The sequence below is a fragment of the Pseudokordiimonas caeni genome, from assembly GCF_026719705.1.
Classification (GTDB): Bacteria; Pseudomonadota; Alphaproteobacteria; order Sphingomonadales; family Kordiimonadaceae; genus Gimibacter; species Gimibacter caeni.
In genome coordinates, this window is the sequence record NZ_JAPPRR010000001.1 from 1,577,239 (window position 1) to 1,596,421 (window position 19,183).

14 protein-coding genes are annotated in these 19,183 nt (G+C 61.6%); 9 read left to right on the top strand and 5 right to left on the bottom strand.

The genetic code is table 11. From position 1 onward, the window contains the following. Positions 1–9: 9 nt before the first annotated feature. On the bottom strand, positions 10–3,747 hold the full coding sequence (locus tag OU694_RS07195) for a nitrate reductase subunit alpha (RefSeq protein WP_308910298.1): 3,738 nt from the start codon (positions 3,745–3,747) through the stop codon (positions 10–12). Further along, on the bottom strand, positions 3,744–6,506 hold the full coding sequence (locus OU694_RS07200) for a nitrate/nitrite transporter (RefSeq protein ID WP_373460272.1): 2,763 nt from the start codon (positions 6,504–6,506) through the stop codon (positions 3,744–3,746). The genes OU694_RS07195 and OU694_RS07200 overlap by 4 nt, the downstream gene beginning before the upstream one ends. 208 nt (positions 6,507–6,714) lie before the next feature. On the opposite strand from OU694_RS07200, the gene OU694_RS07205 reads away from it, so the two are divergent. From OU694_RS07205 to ytfE, 4 genes are all read left to right on the top strand, one after another. After that, positions 6,715–8,283 carry a nitrate- and nitrite sensing domain-containing protein gene (locus OU694_RS07205; RefSeq protein ID WP_373460273.1) on the top strand — a complete coding sequence of 523 codons (1,569 nt, stop codon included), beginning with the start codon at positions 6,715–6,717 and terminating at the stop codon, positions 8,281–8,283. A gap of 115 nt (positions 8,284–8,398) precedes the next feature. Beyond that, entirely contained in the window at positions 8,399–9,385 is a 987-nt protein-coding gene (gene moaA / locus OU694_RS07210) for a GTP 3',8-cyclase MoaA (protein WP_308910301.1), read from the top strand. Between the two features lies 1 nt (position 9,386). After that, positions 9,387–10,232 carry a MogA/MoaB family molybdenum cofactor biosynthesis protein gene (locus tag OU694_RS07215; protein WP_308910302.1) on the top strand — a complete coding sequence of 282 codons (846 nt, stop codon included), beginning with the start codon at positions 9,387–9,389 and terminating at the stop codon, positions 10,230–10,232. Positions 10,233–10,257: 25 nt separating this feature from the next. Beyond that, on the top strand, positions 10,258–10,923 hold the full coding sequence (gene ytfE, locus OU694_RS07220; protein ID WP_308910303.1) for an iron-sulfur cluster repair protein YtfE: 666 nt from the start codon (positions 10,258–10,260) through the stop codon (positions 10,921–10,923). Between the two features lie 70 nt (positions 10,924–10,993). Here the strand turns inward: ytfE and ubiV are convergent, their stop codons facing one another. Genes ubiV through ubiT form a run of 3 tightly spaced genes read right to left on the bottom strand, consistent with a single transcriptional unit; the run spans position 10,994 to position 13,412 of the window. Further along, positions 10,994–11,899 (bottom strand): ubiquinone anaerobic biosynthesis protein UbiV, encoded by a 906-nt coding sequence (gene ubiV, locus OU694_RS07225; protein ID WP_308910304.1) that lies wholly within the window; start codon positions 11,897–11,899, stop codon positions 10,994–10,996. After that, positions 11,890–12,873 carry a ubiquinone anaerobic biosynthesis protein UbiU gene (gene ubiU, locus OU694_RS07230; RefSeq protein ID WP_308910305.1) on the bottom strand — a complete coding sequence of 328 codons (984 nt, stop codon included), beginning with the start codon at positions 12,871–12,873 and terminating at the stop codon, positions 11,890–11,892. The genes ubiV and ubiU overlap by 10 nt, the downstream gene beginning before the upstream one ends. Then, the gene (ubiT, locus tag OU694_RS07235) at positions 12,870–13,412 is read right to left on the bottom strand and encodes a ubiquinone anaerobic biosynthesis accessory factor UbiT (RefSeq protein ID WP_308910306.1); all 543 of its coding nucleotides are present in this window, start codon (positions 13,410–13,412) and stop codon (positions 12,870–12,872) included. The genes ubiU and ubiT overlap by 4 nt, the downstream gene beginning before the upstream one ends. 185 nt (positions 13,413–13,597) lie before the next feature. On the opposite strand from ubiT, the gene OU694_RS07240 reads away from it, so the two are divergent. From OU694_RS07240 to OU694_RS07260, 5 genes are all read left to right on the top strand, one after another. Then, the gene (locus tag OU694_RS07240) at positions 13,598–14,404 is read left to right on the top strand and encodes an outer membrane protein (protein ID WP_308910307.1); all 807 of its coding nucleotides are present in this window, start codon (positions 13,598–13,600) and stop codon (positions 14,402–14,404) included. A gap of 118 nt (positions 14,405–14,522) precedes the next feature. Then, a complete protein-coding gene (locus OU694_RS07245; RefSeq protein ID WP_373460221.1) occupies positions 14,523–15,896 on the top strand; it encodes an NAD(P)/FAD-dependent oxidoreductase in 1,374 nt (457 codons plus the stop codon). Next, the gene (locus OU694_RS07250) at positions 15,893–16,690 is read left to right on the top strand and encodes a DUF1365 domain-containing protein (protein ID WP_308910309.1); all 798 of its coding nucleotides are present in this window, start codon (positions 15,893–15,895) and stop codon (positions 16,688–16,690) included. Before OU694_RS07245 ends, OU694_RS07250 begins: the two co-directional genes overlap by 4 nt. Beyond that, entirely contained in the window at positions 16,690–17,916 is a 1,227-nt protein-coding gene (locus OU694_RS07255; protein ID WP_308910310.1) for a class I SAM-dependent methyltransferase, read from the top strand. Before OU694_RS07250 ends, OU694_RS07255 begins: the two co-directional genes overlap by 1 nt. Beyond that, on the top strand, positions 17,903–19,177 hold the full coding sequence (locus OU694_RS07260; RefSeq protein WP_308910311.1) for an MFS transporter: 1,275 nt from the start codon (positions 17,903–17,905) through the stop codon (positions 19,175–19,177). The genes OU694_RS07255 and OU694_RS07260 overlap by 14 nt, the downstream gene beginning before the upstream one ends. The last annotated feature ends 6 nt before the right edge of the window (positions 19,178–19,183 follow it).

Here is a 19,183-nt window from a genome sequence, read left to right on the forward strand (position 1 = left end):
TTGCCCCTCCTATTCGGCAGCCGTCGCGGGAACTTCGTCCCCGAAATCGACATTGTGAAGTTTGCGGACGGTGACAAATTCGTCCCGGTTGGTGCCGCAGGTGCCGTAATAGTTGAACCCGTAGGCAAGCTGCGCATAACCGCCGATCATGTGGGTCGGCTTCACCACAACCCGCGTCACGGAATTGTGGATACCGCCCCGGTTGCCGGTGGCCTTCGACTTGGGTGTGTTGATGATCTTTTCCTGGGCGTGGTACATCATCGTCATGCCTTCCGGCACACGCTGCGACACCACGGCCCGCGCAACGATCGCCCCGTTGGCGTTGTAAAGCTCGATCCAGTCGTTATCGGCGACGTCGATCTTGCGAGCATCAATCTCGCTGAGCCAGACCACCGGCCCGCCCCGATTGAGGGTGAGCATCAGGAGGTTTTCGGAATAGGTGGAATGGATGCCCCATTTCTGGTGCGGGGTGATCCAGTTCAGCGCCACTTCCTTAGAACCATCCCGCTTGCCTTCCACGGATTTCAGGGTGCGCGTATTGACCGGCCCCTTGTAGACGCAGAAGCCTTCGCCGAAGTCGCGCATCCATTCGTGATCCTGATAGAATTGCTGGCGTCCGGTAAGGGTACGCCACGGGATCAGCTCGTGAACGTTCGTGTAGCCGGCGTTGTAGCTGACATGTTCGTCCTCAAGGCCCGACCAGGTCGGAGAGGAGATGATCTTGCGGGGCTGTGCCTTCAGGTCATGGAAGCGCAATTTCTCATCTTCCTTCGGCGTGGCGAGATGGGTGTGATCGCGCCCCGTGGTCTGGCTAAGTGCCGCCCACGACTTGACCGCAACATGGCCGTTGGTTTCGGGTGCGAGCGACAGGATGACCTCGGTTGCATCGATGTCGCTGTCGATCTTCGGCCGCCCGGCGGCTGCCCCCTTCAGATGGGTGCCGTTTAGCTTGCCGAGGAATTCGACCTCTTCTTCCGTTTTCCAGTTGATCCCCTTGCCACCATTCCCGAGCTTTTCAAGCAGCGGCCCGATCGAGGTGAAGCGGGCATAGGTGTTCGGATAATCGCGCTCGACCACGACGACAGACGGCATCGTCTTGCCGGGCACCGGGTCGCATTCACCCTTCGTCCAGTCCTTCACGTCATAGGGCTGGGCCATCTCGCCCGGCGTATCGTGCAGGATCGGTACTGTCACCAGATCCTTTTCGATGCCGAGATGACCGGGGCACAGGTCCGAAAACTTGCGGGCAAGGCCCTTGTAGATGTCCCAGTCGCTGCGGCTTTCCCACGCCGGGTCAACCGCGCGGGTCAGCGGGTGGATGAAGGGATGCATGTCGGATGTGTTGAGGTCGTTCTTCTCGTACCATGTGGCGGAGGGCAGAACGATATCGGAATAGACGCAGGTGGTGGACATGCGGAAATCGAGCGTCACCACAAGATCGAGCTTTCCTTCCGGTGCCTGCTCGTGCCAGCACACATCCTGCGGTTTCTGCCCGCCGGATTCGCCCAGATCCTTGCCAAGCAGTCCGTGCTGGGTGCCAAGCAGGTGCTTCAGCATATATTCGTGCCCCTTGCCCGACGAGCCGAGCAGGTTGGAGCGCCAGATGAACATGTTGCGCGGGAAGTTGACCGGATTGTCCGGATCGCTGCAGGCAAAGCCGAGCTTGCCGTCCTTCAGCTCCGACACAATGTAGGCATCGGCCGCTTGCCCGGACGCCGCCGCGCCCTTCGCGACCTCAAGCGGGTTGCGATCAAGCTGCGGGGCGGAAGGCAGCCAGCCCATGCGTTCGGCGCGCACGTTGCAGTCGATGAAGGTGCTGCCCTTCCACTTTTCCCGGTCCGCTGTGGGCGAAAGGATTTCACCCACCTCCAGCTTCTCGTACCGCCACTGGTCGGAATGGGCATAGAAGAAGCTGGTGGAGTTGATCTGCCGGGGTGGACGGCACCAGTCGAGCCCGAAGGCGAGCGGCAGCCAGCCAGTTTGCGGCCGCAGCTTCTCCTGCCCCACATAATGGGCCCAGCCACCACCGGACTTGCCGATACAGCCGCACATCACCAGAAGGTTGATGATGCCGCGATAGACCATGTCCATGTGATACCAGTGGTTCACGGCGGCGCCGAGGATCACCATCGAGCGGCCGTGGGTCTTGTCGGCATTGTCGGCAAACTCGCGTGCGACCTGGATGACACGGGCTGCCGGCACGCCGGTGATCTTTTCCTGCCAAGCAGGCGTGTAGGGAATGTCCTCGGAAAAGTCCTTGGCTACATTGCCGCCGCCAAGGCCGCGGTCGATGCCATAGTTGGCAACAAGCAGGTCGAAGACGGTGGCGACGAGAATCTCCCCATCCTTGGTTTTCACCCGCCGCACCGGGATATTGCGGTCAAGCACGCTGTCGTGTCCGGTGTGATGGAAGATCGGCTGGTCGTTTTCGATATTGCCGAAATATGGGAAGCCAACAGCCACCACATCGTCATGCTTCTTGACGAAGGTCACTTCCGGCCACAGTTCACTGCCGTCGGCGGCGGCGCGCATTTCGAGGTTCCATTTCGCGCTTTTGTCCCAGCGCGAGCCGATGGTGCCATTCGGCACCTTCACCTTGCCGGAATTGGCGTCGAACACGACCGGCTTCCAGTCGGCATGCTCGCCGGCGGCAAGGCCGTCCTTGAAATCGGCAGCGCGGAGCGTGCGGCCGGCTACGAAGCGGCCATCCCGTTCCTCAAGCTGCACAAGGAAGGGCATGTCCGTATACTGTCGGCAATAATCGTCGAAATAGTCGCTCTTTCCGGCGAGATGGAATTCCTTCAACACCACATGGCCCATCGCCATGGCGAGCGCGCTGTCGGTGCCCTGGCGCGGATTGAGCCACAGGTCCGTGAGCTTGGCGACTTCCGAATAGTCGGGCGTCACCGAAACTGTCTTGGTGCCCTTGTAGCGAACCTCGGTGAAGAAGTGGGCGTCGGGCGTTCGGGTCTGCGGCACGTTCGAGCCCCAGGCGATGATATAGCCCGAATTGTACCAGTCAGCGCTTTCCGGCACGTCCGTCTGCTCGCCCCACGTTTGCGGCGACGAGGGCGGCAGGTCGCAGTACCAGTCATAGAAGCTCATGCAGACGCCGCCGATAAGCGACAGATACCGGCTGCCGGCCGCATAGGACACCATCGACATGGCGGGGATCGGCGAGAAGCCGACCACCCGGTCGGGGCCATAGGTCTTGATCGTGTGAATATTGGCCGCCGCGATGATTTCGTTCACTTCATCCCATTCAGCGCGGACAAAACCGCCAAGGCCACGCACCACCTTGTAGGATTTAGCTTTTTCAGGATCGATGACGATGCTGTTCCAGGCGGCCACCGGATCGGCGTGCGTTGCCTTGGCGTCCCGCCACAGGCGCAACAGGCGGCTCCGGACCATCGGATATTTGAGGCGCGCGGCGCTATAGAGATACCAGCTGTAGCTTGCCCCCCGTGCGCAACCGCGCGGTTCATGGTTCGGCAGGTCGGGCCGTGTGCGGGGATAGTCCGTCTGCTGGGTCTCCCAGGTGACAAGCCCGTTCTTGACATAGATTTTCCACGAGCAGGACCCCGTGCAATTGACCCCGTGTGTCGACCGCACGACCTTGTCGTGTGCCCAGCGGCCGCGATAGGCCTTTTCCCAGTCCCGGCTTTCGCCGGTGGTGATGCCGTGCCCGTCCGCAAAAGTTTCGGGCGTGCGGGTCAGGTAAGTGAGCCTGTCCAGAAAATTGCTCATGACGATGATCCTTGTTCCGCAGGTTGTTCAGTAAGGGTGGCGAGCGGCGCGGCACGGCCCCGCTCGATATCGTGGAGAAGGCCGCCCTTTCGGGTGTAGACGAGCCAGGTGATGACGGCGCAGCTGACATAGAAGATCATGAAGCCCCACAGCGCGCCCTGGGGGCCGCCGGTGAGTGCGATCGAGCTGCCGTAAGCCTTGGGGATGAAGAAGGCGCCATAGGCGGCAATCGCCGAAGTGAAGCCGATGATGGCCGCCGCTTCTTTCTCCGCCTGACGCAGCCGGTCGGCCGGGTTCAGGTGCGGCATCAGATGCTCCATTTCCTTGCGCATGATCACGGGGATCATCTGGAAGGTCGAGGCGTTGCCGACCCCTGTGGCAAAGAACAGCACCATGAACATGGCGAAGAAGCCCCAGAAGGCGCCCGGTTGATCCTTGATGCCGAGGAAATAGAGGACACCGACGACGCCGAGGATCATCAGAATGAAGGACCAGAAGGTCACACGCCCGCCGCCGAACCGGTCTGAAATCCAGCCGGTTGCGGCCCGTGCAAGTGCACCGACAAGCGGCCCGACAAAGACGAACTGCAGCGAGTCAACCGTCGGGAACTGGCTTTTCGCGAGAAGCGGCAGGCCAGCCGAATAGCCGATGAAGGAGCCGAAGGTGCCAGTATAAAGCCAGCACATGATCCAGTTGTGCTTGCGCTGGAAGATGACCGACTGCTCGGCGAAGGTTGCCTTGGCCGATGCGATGTCATTCATGCCGAACCAGGCCGCGACGGTCGAGGCAAGGATGAAAGGCACCCAGATGAAGCCCGCATTCTGCAGCCATAGCGAGGTGCCATCCGCCGTGGCACGCGGCTCGCCGCCCATCACGCCGAACACACCCGCCGTGATGACAAGCGGCACCGCAAACTGCATGACCGACACACCAAGGTTGCCGAGCCCGGCATTGAGCGCCAGCGCGTTGCCCTTCTGGCTTTTCGGGAAGAAGAAGCTGATGTTGGCCATCGAGGACGCAAAGTTACCGCCGCCAAAGCCGCACAGCAGTGCCAGCACGAGGAACAGGACATAGGGCGTTTCCGGGTCCTGCACCGCATAGCCGATCCCGAAAGCCGGGATGGCGAGCGACAGGGTCGTGAGCGTCGTCCATGTCCGCCCACCAAACACCGGCACCATGAAGGCGTAGAAGATGCGCAGGGTCGCCCCCGAAAGGCCGGGCAAGGCTGCCAGCCAGAAAAGCTGGTCGGTCGTGTAGGTGAAGCCGATGCTCGGCAACTTGGCCACAACCACCGACCAGACCATCCAGACAGCAAAGGCCAACAGCAGGCACGGGATCGAAATCCAGAGGTTGCGCCGGGCAACGGCCGCGCCTGTGTCTTTCCAGAAAGCAGGGTCTTCAGGCCGCCAGTCGGTCAGCACATGATCCTTGGGCTCGGCCGCACCTTTCGGGATTTCGACACCCTGCAGTTCCGGGAATTGCGGAAGAGCGCCAAGTTCGGTGCCAACCGCCTGACGTTCCATCTGGCGAACCGCCACATGCATCCAGCCAAGCGATGCGACGACGATGGCAAAAAGCAGCATGAAGCAACTGGTCCAGATATTGGTCAGGTCGTTCATGACCCCGAAGGCGATGGGCAGGACGAAGCCGCCAAGACCGCCGATCATGCCGACCACCCCGCCAACCGCCCCGACATGACCGGGATAATAGACCGGGATATGCTTGTAGACCGCCGCCTTGCCGAGCGACATCACGAAGCCGAGGATGAAGATCAGGACGACAAAGGGAACTAGCCCCATCGACGTCGAGAAATTGATCGGCCCGTGGATGCCCTCGATCGTGTAATGGGTCGCGGGATAGGACAGCATGAACAGGCAGATCAGCGACACGATGAAGGTCACATACATAACCTTTCGGGCGCCGATCTTGTCCGAAAGGCTGCCGCCATAGGCACGGAACAGGCTTGCCGGCACGGCATAGGCCGCCGTGATCATGCCGGCCGTCTTGATATCAAGGCCGTAGGCGCCGATCAGGTAGCGCGGCAGCCATAGCGCCAGCGCCACGAAGGCACCGAAAACGAAGAAATAATAGAGGGCGAAGCGCCAGACCTGCTGTTTCCGCAGTGGCTCCAGTTGTTCAAGGAACGATGCATGCGCCTTGTGACTAGTGCGCCGCGCGCGGGTGACAGGGTCATCCTTGGTCACAAGATAGAAGACAACACCCGTGATGGCGATTGCGACGGCATAAACACGGGCAACTGCCTGCCACTCGCCGCCGAGAGCCGCGAGCAGGATCGGCGCACCGAAGCTGGTGATGCCAGCGCCGACGTTCCCCATGCCGAAGATGCCAAGCGCCGTGCCCTGGCGTTCTTTCGGATACCATTTGGAGACATAGGCAACACCGACCGCAAAACCGCCGCCCGCGAGGCCGACCCCGAGGGCCGCCACGAGGAACATTTCATAGGTGGTCGCCAGCGTCAGCAGCCAGGCGGCAACCGCCGTCAACAACATCTGGACACTGAAAATCACCCGTCCGCCGAACTGGTCGGTCCATATGCCAAGGAAAACGCGGCTGATGGAACCGGTGAGAACGGGCGTCGCGATCAGGATACCGAACTGGGTATCGCTGAGGCCCAGTTCCGCCTTGATACGGACACCGATGATGGAAAAGATTGTCCAGACAGCGAAACAGACGGTGAAGGCGAGCGTGCTTGCCCCCAGCGCCCAGTGCGAAGCCGCCAGCCCCCCGGCGGGGGACATTCCTTTGGCGGTCGGATCGGTCATAGTTGCCTCCTCTTCGTCAAGAAGTGGCACCATGTTCCGCCCGTTTTGCCGGTTTGGGTTTGACCGAGGTCAAGCGGCGCGCGACAATCTGCCGCTGTGATTTGACCTGAACGGCATGATGATGCATGCTATCTGAAGGCGAACCACCTGATGAAATGTGAGGAATGATCGCCCCGTGGCCAGCGTGACACCAATTCTACTAGCCGGGGAAGCGTTACTGCATGCATTGCAGTATGAGCGAGGCTGTGCGGCGCTTTTCCTCGATAGCCGCGGCAAGATTTTCAAGGAACGCCTTGCCCGCCGCCGTGCTGAAACCGACACGGCCGCTGCAAACTGCCTTGACGCCATCAAGCGCGCCGAGCAGGCGGCAACCCTGCCGACGCTCAGCAAGGCGCGTCTTGCCGACCTCCGGCGGCGCATTGGTGCGATGTCAGGGCTGCGCGGCGATATCGACAAACTTGCAACGAGCTACACGGGGGCGCTCAACGCCTTCACGTTCGAGCTCAACATGCCGCTTCTGGACACGATCATGATCGTCGCCCACGAGCACAAGGCGCTGAATTCCGCCCTGATCAGTGCGTTCGCCTATTTCCTGCAATGGAAGGAACGGATCGGGCTTGAACGCGCGCTCGGCTCGCGCGGCTTCTATTCCTTCGCCTTCCGCAACCCCGAATTCTGGGACAGGATGGCCGCCTTGTCGGCCGAAACCCGCACCTATCTTGATGGCTTCATCGGCCTTGCCGCGCCGAGCCAAATCGAAATTGTCCGCGATGTGCTTGCCAGCCGGGAGATGGGCGCACTTGATGAAGTGCATGCCCAGCTGAAGGAGGCTTCGGCGCCTGCGCATTTCGAGAAATTCGATGCCGAAGAATGGTTCGATCTCGTCAGTCGCGTGCTCGACCAATTGCATGTGGCGGGCCAGCGCATGATTGCCGGGCTTGCCGGCGCCTCTGCCCCCGAGGCTGCAGACACCACGCCGCCCGCCTTCCCCACCCATATCGCGCCGGGGGCCGAAAGGGTGCGACCCTACCTGCGCTCGCTGCCGCTTTTCGCGGGCATCGACGACGCCGACCTCGCCGAACTGCTGACCCACGCCCAGATCCGCGATTATCCGCGCGGCAAGCTCCTGTTCCTGCAAGGCGAACAGACACAGCGCATGTATGTGATCATCCGGGGATGGGTGAAGCTCTATAACGGCACCGAAAGCGGCGATGAAACGATCCTGCAGATGCTGACAAGCGGCGACACGCTCCTCGAGGCCGCGGTTTTCCTGAACACCGAATCGCCCGTGAGCGCACAGGTGATCGACGATGCCACCCTGCTTTCGATCCCTGCCCCGGTGATCCGACAGCGGGTCAATCGCAACAACACGCTGGCCGTCAGTATGCTCAATAATATCTCGCTGCGGTCCCAGACGCTGATCTATCAGATCGAACAGAACCGGCTGAAGGATGCACGGGCCCGCGTCGGCTGGTTCCTCCTGAAGCTGAGCCTGGCGCAAGGCAGCGAAGACGGGCGGATCCGCCTGCCCTATGACAAGTCGATCATCGCTTCCTATCTCGACATGCGGCCCGAGACCTTCTCCCGCGTCCTCAAAAAGATGCGCGACGAAGGGCTGGACGTGCACAATGACGAGATCACCCTGCCGAACCTCAAGATCCTGTGCGAATATTGCGATAGTTATGTCGCGCGCGACTGCAAGCGCGCCGGCACGCACGAATGCCCCTCCAAGGAACGCCTGGGCGCTGCCTGACCTGTCGTTCCTTGCTGCTTGACCCCGGTCAAGTTGACACTTCCCCTGCCTCCCTATCCTCGCCCTTGTCCCGTCGCGCGCAACGCGTCGCGGTCGGGCAAGGAAAGGAGCCACAATGCAGGCGGCAATGCTTCAGGACCGGTATAACCGGCGCTTCCCCTACCTTCGGCTATCGGTGACCGAGGCTTGCAACTTCCGTTGCACCTATTGCCTGCCGGACGGGTACAAGAAGACGGCACCGCACAATTTCCTTTCGGTCGATGAAATCCGCAATCTGGTGCACGCCTTTGCCGGGCTTGGCATCCGCAAGGTACGGCTCACCGGCGGAGAACCCACGTTGCGAGCCGATCTTGCCGACATCATCTCGGTGATCGCCGAAACGCCGGGGATCGAGACGGTGGCGCTGACGACGAATGGCTACAAGCTGACCCGGTCGCTGGCCGATTACCAGGCCGCTGGCCTTTCCGCCCTGAATGTCAGCGTCGACTCGCTCATGCCCGATCGCTTCAAGGCAATTACCGGGCACGACAGGTTGCAGGAAGTTCTGGGAGGCATCGCCCTCGCCGAAGAGCTGGGATTTCGTGCCGTCAAGATCAACACTGTCCTGCAACGCGGCGTCAATGACGACGAACTGCCCGGCTTCCTGAAACTGATCAGAAAGCGGCCGCTTTCGGTGCGCTTCATTGAGCTGATGCGCACGGGCGATAGCGCGGCCTATTTCGCCGAACGTCACCTCGACCCTGCGCCGATGATTTCGTTCCTCGCAGCAGCAAGCTGGGCGGAGCAAGAGCGGTACGCGACGGACGGCCCGGCCCGGGTGTTCCGGCACCGCGAATACGCCGGCAGCATCGGCTTCATTGCCCCTTATTCGAAGGACTTCTGCTCCACCTGCAACAGGTTGCGCATTTCAGCCCGTGGCGGCCTGCAACTGTGCCTGTTCGGCAACGACATTTTCGACCTCCGCCGCTTCCTCACGCGCGAGGACACGCTGGAAACGATGCAGGACCGGGTGGCAACGCTGCTTGGCCTCAAACGCGAAAGCCATGAACTGATCGAAGGCAAGAGCGGGCGAACCCGCCATCTCGCCATGATAGGAGGATAGTGTGTCGAGTCTCAAACTGAGTGAATCGTCGCTTTGCCTCAAGATGTCGCGCGATGAGGCGCACGCCCTTCTGGCGCAGGGCAGTCTTTATGAACGCTGTGTCTTGCCCGGCGGGCATGTCGTGCCATGGTATATCGAACTGAAAGACCGTATCGAGGTGATCGAGGCCGACGGCCTGCAATTCACCCTGCCCCGCCAGATGCTCGTCGATGAGATTGCTGAGCCAAGCCGGGACGGGCTGACGGTCACGGCCGGTGGTTTTCAGGTTCAGGTGCAGATCGACCTTCGCAAACCGAAGGCGAGCAACGGACACATGCCGGACAAGGATGCCCTGCCAGAAACCGGCTTGCCCCTTCACCAGCGCAGGGCGGCTGTGATCACGCTCAGCGACCGGGCCTCGCAAGGCATCTACGAGGACAAGTCCGGCAAACTCCTGAAAGATGGGCTGGAGGGCATGGGGGCCATCGTGGCTGATCATGTTCTTATCCCCGATGAAGCAGACGCGCTTGAAAGGGAAATTCTGGCAAGGATCGATCAGGTCGACCTGATCATGACGACCGGTGGTACCGGCCTTTCCCCGCGCGACATCACCCCGCAGACGCTTTCCTCCCTTGGTGGCCTGCCCGTGCCGGGCATCGGCGAGCTTCTGCGGGCAAGTGCGGCGGCGCATGTGCCGACCACATGGCTCAGCCGGTCGGTCGCCCATGTTTACGGCGCCACCCTTGTCATCGCGCTGCCCGGCAGCACCGGCGGGGTGAGGGATGGCCTCGCTGTCCTCGCCCCGATATTGCGGCATGCCCTGAATCATATTTCAGGGGCACCCGGCCACGCACCCCATATCGACTGACCCCCATCCCCTATAGGAGTATCCCATGACCCTTCTCGATCAATCCCTTGGCACCCTTGCGCAGGAAATCCCGGGTGCGACCGCCGTCTTCAACCGCCACGGCCTCAGCTTCTGCTGCGGTGGCAGTCATACGCTTCTGGAAGCTGCGACCAAGGCCGGTATCGATCATGCCGCCCTAGTGAACGAACTGACCGAATTGCAGCATTCGGATGAAGAGGCATCGGCATGGGAAAGCGCCCCGACCACCGACCTGATCCAGCATATCCTCGGCCGGTATCATCTGGTGCACCGCGCCCAGTTGAAGGAGCTGGTGCGGCTCGCCGACCGGGTGGAGCAGGTTCACGGCGACAAGCCGGGCGCACCGAACGGCCTTGCCGATCATCTGCGGCTGATGACTGTCGAGCTTGAAAGCCACATGCAGAAGGAAGAACAGGTCCTCTTTCCCTTGCTGACGAGCGGACAGGCGGAAATGGCCGCATGGCCGATCCGCGCCATGATGGCCGAGCATGAAGATCATGCCGGCGCGCTTGACGTGATCGACAGGCTGACGAACGGTCTGACGCCGCCGGACGGCGCCTGCAACACATGGCGTGCCCTCTATAGCGGCCTTGCTACCTTCAAGGCTGACCTAGAAGCCCATATCGCGCTTGAAAACAGCGTTCTTTTTGCACGCGCCCTCGGCAACGCCTGATCCGTCCGGCATTTCGATTAAAAGCGGTCGTCCGGTATCCGGGCGGCCGCCTTTTTATCCGGCCAAGCCGTCAGGCTGAAATTTCAGCAAGCCCCGCCACGTCATGGAAGAAACCGTTGGCAAAGGCCGCTGCTGGCACCAGCGCGGCGAGCCGGGCATTCGCTTCCTGGCCACCGATCCGTCCATCCAAACGGCCGCGGTAAAGATCGGCCACCTGCACCATGTCCGCCGTGTGAGGCGACAGCCGGAAGCCGCGGATCCCGATTTCCTGTAGTTTCGGCATTTCCCCGAGCAGGTTCAGGTAGCGATGCGACAGTGTCTGCAGGCCGTTGATGGCCAGAAAGGGCTGGCCGTCAAGGGTGTCAACCGTGAGCCCGTCCCTGTCCTGTTCGCACACATACTGGCAACCGCTTTTCGCCAGCCGGTGTGCGCGGGCATGGAAACACCGTGCCGAGATGGCAAGCGGAATGCGCCCGAACACCTGCACCTCCAGATGCGCCGTCGCCGCTGCCGCCAACGCCCGGAGGCTCGCCTCGGGCAGTTCGGCATTCAGGCTGACGCGCACGGCCCCTTCCTTCTCGAAGAAACGAAGCGTTGCCTCGTTATAGACATTCACCGAAGGGCCAATGGCAAAGGTACGGCCGCCAAGCAGGCTGCAGGCAGCCATATCGTTAGCCTCGACCAGAAAATCATCAGCCATTGCCACCATATCGGCCACCGCTGCCATGTCCTTACGGTCCATGACAAGCTGAAGGCTCGACAGGATCACCCGCTTTCCGCCCGCCTGCAGGCGCGTGATGATCTCCTCAAAATACGGCGCAATGAACGGGCGACGTTTGGCGCAGACCGCCTCGCCGAAATAGACCACATCGACATCGGCTTCATCAGCGATGCGGAAATAAAAATCCCGCACCTCGGCTGCCGGCCAGTTGAACAGCAGGGCCCCCAGGGAAAGGTCCGGTTTCGTTACATCCATTTCTTTGCATATGCTCCTGTCGTATTCTGCTGCCCTTCGGACAGGCCTTTCATATCAAGCGCCACGCGGTTGCCCTCAGCCGCTGCATCGATGGCGCGCCGGAATTCGGAGACAACCTGCTTCACATAGGCCTTGCTGCGCTGGCGACCCTCGATCTTGAGCGCCGTCACGCCCGCTGCCATCAGCTCCGGCAGGATTGCCGAGGTATCGAGGCTCGTCGGCTCCTCGAACAGATAGCCCGCTTCGCTGCCCGCGCTGAAACGACCCTTGCAGAGCGTCGGATAACCTGCCTGCTCGCCCGCCCCGAAACGGTTGATCGTGAAACCGCCAAGCCGACTTGCTAGGCTCGCCCCTTCATCGACATAGTCGACATGGCTGGCCGGCGAGCAGACCCCGTTGCGGTTGGGCGATTTGCCGGTGACATAGGAGGAAAGCGTGCAGCGCCCCTCTGCCATCGGGCACATGCCTCCGAAGGCGAAGACCTCGGTTTCGATATCGATCTCTTTGTTCAGCCGGGCGATGTCGGCCACCGTCAGCACGCGCGGCAACACCACGCGCTGCACGCCGAACCGTCGGGCATGGAAATTGATTGCCTCCGCGTTCGAGGCCGAAGCCTGCACCGAAAGATGCAGCCTGAGGCCCGGACAGGTTTCGCGTGCATGATCAAGGAGGCCAACGTCGGCGAGGATCAGGGCGTCCACCTTCAGCTCGCTTGCCGACCGGATGGCCGCCCGCCACGCCGCATCGTCGCCTGCACGGGCATAGGTATTGACCGCAAGGAAGACCATCGCGCCGCGTGCATGCGCATAGTCCAGCCCTTCGGCCAGTTCCTCGCGCGAAAAATTGAGACCGGGGAAGTTGCGCGCATTGGTCTCGTCGCGAAAGCCCATGTAAACGGCATCCGCTCCCGCGTCGACCGCCGCGCGGAGGGCAGCCGGTGTACCGGCCGGGCAAACGAGTTCCAGTTTTTTCATCGGCCGGCCTTTCCGGCAGGCACATACCCGGATACGCGCATTCGCGTCCACGCACTGCCTGCCTCGCTCGCCAACCGGTCTATGGGACGGGCGAAGAGGCCGAACAGGGAGACGATCTCCGCGCGCAGGTCGATATCCTCGCTATCGAGCGCATTCCTGAGCGTCAGGAGCGCCTCGGTATCACCCTCCACACTGATATCGCGCGAAAAGAATAGCGCGTCGCCGTCAAGCTGCCCCTCCACCAGACGAAGAAGCGACATGAAATCGCCCTTCACCCGAACATCAGTCGCCGTATGTTCTTGGCGAACAGCCGTCACGCGGATGGACCGGGCCGCGACTTCCATGAGAAAGGCAAGGCCAAGGTCGGTAGCACTGACAAGGAACCGCTTCCCGGCAACGGGTTCGAGGCGGCGGATGACAGCCGGATGACGGCGCCCCACATGGCGCGTGAAAAGATCGAGAAACCGGTTCAGGGGAAAAAGTGGCAATGGGGTCAAGAACCGCCGGGCCAAGGCGACCCCAGCGCGTGTATCGGTCATGAATGAATGCTCCCTTGGATTGACGGGAACATCATGACCCATCCTCCCGGATCAACCCTTGATATCGGTCAAGGGTGCTGCCATGACTCACCTCCGCCTCACGGCATCGTGAAGAATCGCTTTCAATCCAGCCCCGGCCCGCTCCCGTAACTGCTTGCATCGCAACAGCATCAGGGAGACCCATCATGACCTGCGATCGCAAGCAATCCCCTCTCTCGGTTCTGATTTTCGGCGCAACCAGCGCACTTTTCCTCACCACTCTGCCCGCCGCCGCAACCGACGGCCTTTATGTCGACCTTGGCGGTGGCTGGACCAGCCGGTCCGATTCCTCGAACAGCGGTGAACTGACAAGCGCCTTCACAACCGGTGCCGGCACCAGCATCCCGGCCGGAACAAGCCTGCCTGCCGGTACCGAACTCGGCTGGAACACCGATTTCAAAAGCGGCTACGCGCTCCGCAGTGCCATCGGCTACGGCTATGGCAGCGGCTTCCGGGGCGAACTCGAATTCGCATGGCGCCGCAACAAGGTCTCGAGCCACGATAGCGTTGCCGTTGGTGGCGGCGTGATCGACAGCGAAGACGCCGGCGTGCTGATCACCGGCTCCGGCAATCTCGGCGCCAGCGTCGGCGCGATCGTCGCGGATGGCCGCGGCAAATCCACAAGCTGGTCCTTCATGGCGAACGGCTATTACGACATCGACACGGGTTCGGCTGTCACGCCCTATGTCGGTGCCGGTATCGGCTATGCCAGCACCAAGGTGCGCTTCAACCCGTCCGGCGTTGCCATCGCGGATGACAAGGACGGCAGCCTGGCATGGCAGCTGATCGGTGGCCTGAGCTACCGCCTCAGCGAAAATACCGAGCTTTACACCGATTATCGCTACTTCGATGGCGGTTCGGCCAAGATCGCGCTCGACCTTCTGCCCGGCGAGCTTTCGGTCGACAACAAATCGCACAATCTGTTCGTCGGTATCCGCTTCAGCTTCAACTGATGTGTCCGCACTGTCGGGGCGGCATCCTGTCGCCCCGACCTTTTTGTGTGCCGGTGATCCGGCTCACATCCTCCGCCGTAAAGAAGGGCAATATCTGGCAACCCCTTGTCCCGGAAGGATGACCATAGTGCCGAGCCCCAGTCAGCGCAGGATCGCCATCGTCGGCACCGGCATTTCAGGCCTTTCCGCCGCGTGGCTCTTGCACCGCGACCATGATGTCACCGTCTTCGAGAAGAACGATTATATCGGCGGCCACAGCCATACGGTGGATATCGTGGTGGATGGCCGCCCCGTTGCGGTAGACACCGGCTTCATCGTCTACAACCCCGTCAATTATCCGAACCTCACGGCCCTCTTTGATCAGCTTGAGGTACCGACCCACCCGACCACTATGTCCTTTGCGGCATCGGTGGACGACGGATCGTTCGAATATTCGGGCGGGGACGGGTTCGGCCTTCTTGCCCAGCCGATCAACCTGCTGCGGCCACGCTTCTGGTCAATGGTCGCGGGTATCCTGCGCTTTTACCGGAACGCACCGGCCCTGACGGAACGCGCCGAGGAAAGTGCCTGCACCCTTGGCGAACTGCTTGCGGAAGCAGGCTACAAGGGCGCTTTCATCGACGATCACCTTGCCCCCATGGCCGGCGCCATTTGGTCATCCGACTGCCGTTCCGCGCTTGAAATGCCTGCAGCCCCGTTCCTGCGCTTTTTCCGCAACCACGGCCTCGTCCAACTGACCGACCGGCCCGGCTGGCGCAGCGTCAAAGGCGGCAGCCGCGAATATGTGGAGCGCCTGACGGCGGACTTCCGTGGCAGAATAACACTTTCGAATGGCGTGACTGCCCTTTCCCGCGAGGCCGGAAAGATCCGTGTCAGCTGCACAGACGGGACGTCCGACCTGTTCGATGACATCATCCTTGCCTGCCACAGCGATGAGGCCCGCGCACTTGCCGCCGGGTTCAACAGCGCTGCTGCAACGCCGCTCGCTGCCATGCGCTATGCCGAAAACGAAGTCATCCTGCACGGGGACACAAGCCTCATGCCAAAACGCCGGGCTGCATGGTCGGCATGGAATTTCCTTGCGCACACGGATGCGGCATCGGCCCCGCCCTGCGTGACCTACTGGATGAACGCCCTGCAGCAACTGGGCACCGATACGCCAGTTCTTGTAACCCTGAACCCCGACCGCCCGATTGACGAAGCCAAAATCCACGGGCGCTACACCTATGCCCACCCGGTGTTCGACAAGGCGGCGCTCGCCGCGCGGCAACAGCTCTGGCCGCTTCAGGGAACGGATGGCCTCTGGTTCGCCGGTGCCTATCTTGGCGACGGCTTCCATGAAGACGGCATTCAGGCAGGTCTTGCAATCGCCGAAATGATCGGCCCGCGCCTGCGGCCATGGGTGAAGCCCGGACAGAATGCCCGCATCGGCTTGCCCGATATCATCACGCCGAGCAACCCTGTCCTTCGCCAGATCCCGGAGCCCGTATGATCGACGCCGCTGCCGAGCTTCTTGTCGCAACCGTCTGGCACCGCCGCCATCTGCCGAAGGTACATGCCTTCCGCTATCCGAGCTTCTATCTGCTGATGGACCTCGACCAACTGGATGTTCTCGGGAAGATGTCACCCGTTTTCTCGGTCAACCGCTTCAATCTGGTCAGCTTCCATGAAAAGGACCATGGCGGTGCAGGCGACGGGCAGTTGCGCGGCAGGATCGCCCGCCTTCTTGCCGACCGGTTCGATGGCTGGCAGGCAGAACGCATTCTGCTGCTGGCGATGCCGCGGTGCCTGGGTTTCGCCTTCAACCCGCTCAGTGTCTTCTATGCCTACGGCGCAGACGGCCAGCTTGGCGCGATCGTTTATGAGGTCAGCAACACCTTTGGTGAAAAACATTCCTATGTCTTCCGCATAGCGGACGACACCAGCGAGCCCGCCGTGCACGGCTGCAACAAGCGCTTCCATGTTTCGCCCTTCTTTCCCCTTGATGGCCGGTACGAGTTCCGCCAGCGCCCCGGTGAAAAGATCCTGAGCCTTCTGATCCGCTATTTCGGCCCGAGCGGTGAGCGCCGCTTCGACGCAGGCGTCAAGGCCGTCAGGCGCCCCCTCGCGACCGGCGCACTCCTGAAGCAACTCGTGCGCATGCCGCTTGCCAGCGTCGGGGTCGTTGCCGCCATCCACTTCGAGGCCCTCAAACTGTGGCTCAAGCGGATTCCCGTGTTCACATGGCCGGGCAAGGCGCCCGAGCCGGTATCCTATCATCTTGTCACCAAGGACGGAGGTATCTGATGGACGGATCAGGCGCTTTCAGGGAAGACGCAAACGTCCGCCCTTCATCTTCACTGCCCTTCATGCCGCTGCTGCGCAAGCGAATGGAGCACCTTGCCATCGGCACGCTGGACATCACGTTTCCGGGCGGCGGATTTGAGCGGTTCGGCAATCCCGCGTCGGGGGCACCGCACCTTCACGGTGCAATTGTGCTTCACAATTGGCGGGCCCTGTCGCGTATGCTGCGCTCGGGGGCGATTGGCCTTGGCGAAGGATATATGGCCGGTGACTGGGACAGCCCGGACCTCGGTGCCCTCCTCACCATGCTGGCCGCCAACATGGACCGTGTGGAACGCAACAGCTTTGTCGGGCGCCTAACCCTCCAGCTCGACCGTCTCCGGCATTTCCTCAATCGCAATTCGCGAGAAGGCAGCCGCCGCAACATTGCATTCCACTATGACCTCGGCAACGATTTCTACCGCCTTTGGCTGGACCGCACCTTCACCTATTCGGCTGCCCTTTATGACCGGCCGGGCCTGACGCTTGAAGCGGCACAGACGTGCAAATATGCGCGGCTTGCCGAAGCCGTTGGCCTGAAACACGGCGACCATGTGCTGGAAATCGGCTGCGGCTGGGGCGGGTTTGCGGAATATGCGGCAGGCACCCTCGGCTGCCGAGTTACCGGGATCACGCTTTCGCAGGAACAGCTTGTCTACGCCACAGCCCGCATGAAGGCTGCGGGGCTTGATCATCTGGTCGAACTGCGCCTGCAGGACTACCGCGATGTGGGCGGCAGCTTCGATGCCATCGTCTCGATCGAGATGCTGGAAGCCGTTGGCGAAGAATGGTGGCCCACCTATTTCAACCAGTTGAAAGCAAGGCTGAAGCCCGGTGGCAAGGCCGGCGTGCAAGTGATCACCATTGATGACGAGCGCTTCGAGGGCTACCGCGCCAGCACCGATTTCATCCAGAAATATATCTTCCCAGGCGGGATGTTGCCTTCTGACAGCATTGTTCGCAAACAGGCGACGGCCGCTGGCCTCGCTGTCGACAGTCACCTTGCCTTCGGCCTCGGTTATGCAGAAACCTTGGCCGACTGGCACCGGCGCTTCCTGGCGGCACGGGCAGATGTGATGGGCCTTGGCTACGATATACGCTTCCTGCGCATGTGGCGCTTCTATCTTGCCTATTGCGAAGCGGGCTTCCGGCAGGGCCTGATTGACGTCCGCCAATATGTCTTCGCCTGACAAAAGCCCGGCAAGCCTCACACTTGCCTATGGCTTGCCGGCGCTGCTCCTTGCGGTGCCGACCATTCCGTTCGCAGTATATCTGCCTGCATGGTTCGCGAACGACCTCGGGCTCGGCTATCTGGCAGTCGGTGTCGCACTTTTTGCTGCACGCATTATCGATATCCTCAGCGATCCCGTCGCCGGTATCGTAAGTGACCGGGTGCCGCTTCTCGGCTACCGGCGCAAGGGATGGATGATTGCCGGGGTTGCGGTGGCCGGCATCGCGCTGACGATGCTCGCCAGCAGCGGCGGTGGCATGCTGCCGTTCGACCTGTTCCTCTGGTCGGCGATCCTATACATCGGCTGGACCTTCGCGACTGTGCCTTATCTGGCCATGGGGGCCGACCTTGCCTGCTCCGTGCATGATCGCTCGCGCCTTGCCGGCGCGCGAGAGGCGCTTTCCCTCGTCGGCATGCTGGTCGCCCTTGCCCTGCCCCTGATTGTCGGGGGCGAAGCCTCGATCATCCCGCGTTTGCCCGGTCTTTTGCTGCCCGGCGCCATTGTCTGCTTCGTACTTTTCTGCCTCATCGTGCCAGAACCGCGCCGGACGGAAGCCGAAAAAGACGAGCTGCCTGTCGCCCTTACCGGACTTCTGTCCGCGTTGCGACACAAGCCTTTTCGCAACCTTTCCACAGGCTGGCTGCTGCTTGCTGCCGCCAACGCCATGCCAGCAGTCCTTTTCCCCATATTCGTGAGCGACGTTCTCGGCGCCGATACCGGCACACGGGACTGGCTGATCGTCCTCTACTTTGTTGCCGCCATCCTTTTCGTGCCAGCCTGGCTCGTTGCGGCACGGCGGTGGGGCAAGCAAAGGGTCCTGACGGTCGGCGCCGCCCTCACCTGCCTTGTTTTCCTGCTCGTCCCCTTCATCGGCGAAGGCGGAATCCTGGCATTTGCCATCGTCTGCGGGCTCACGGGTGCCGCACTTGGTGCCGAGATGGTATTGCCCTCATCGATCCTCGCTGACATCGCCCGCGACGGCGACAGTAGAACGAAAGACAGGACAGGCTTCCTCTTTGCCTTGTGGAGCATGACATCGAAGATCGCACTCGCTGTCGGCATCGCCATCGCCTTTGGTGGCATGGCGGCTGCCAGCCGGTTCATTGACCCCGCCAGCCTGCCTTTCGCCGTCGCAATCCTCTATGCCCTCATCCCCGCCACGCTGAAGTTCATGGCGCTACCCTTTCTGGCCGCCAGCCAGAATATCTCGCCGCACTGATCCGCC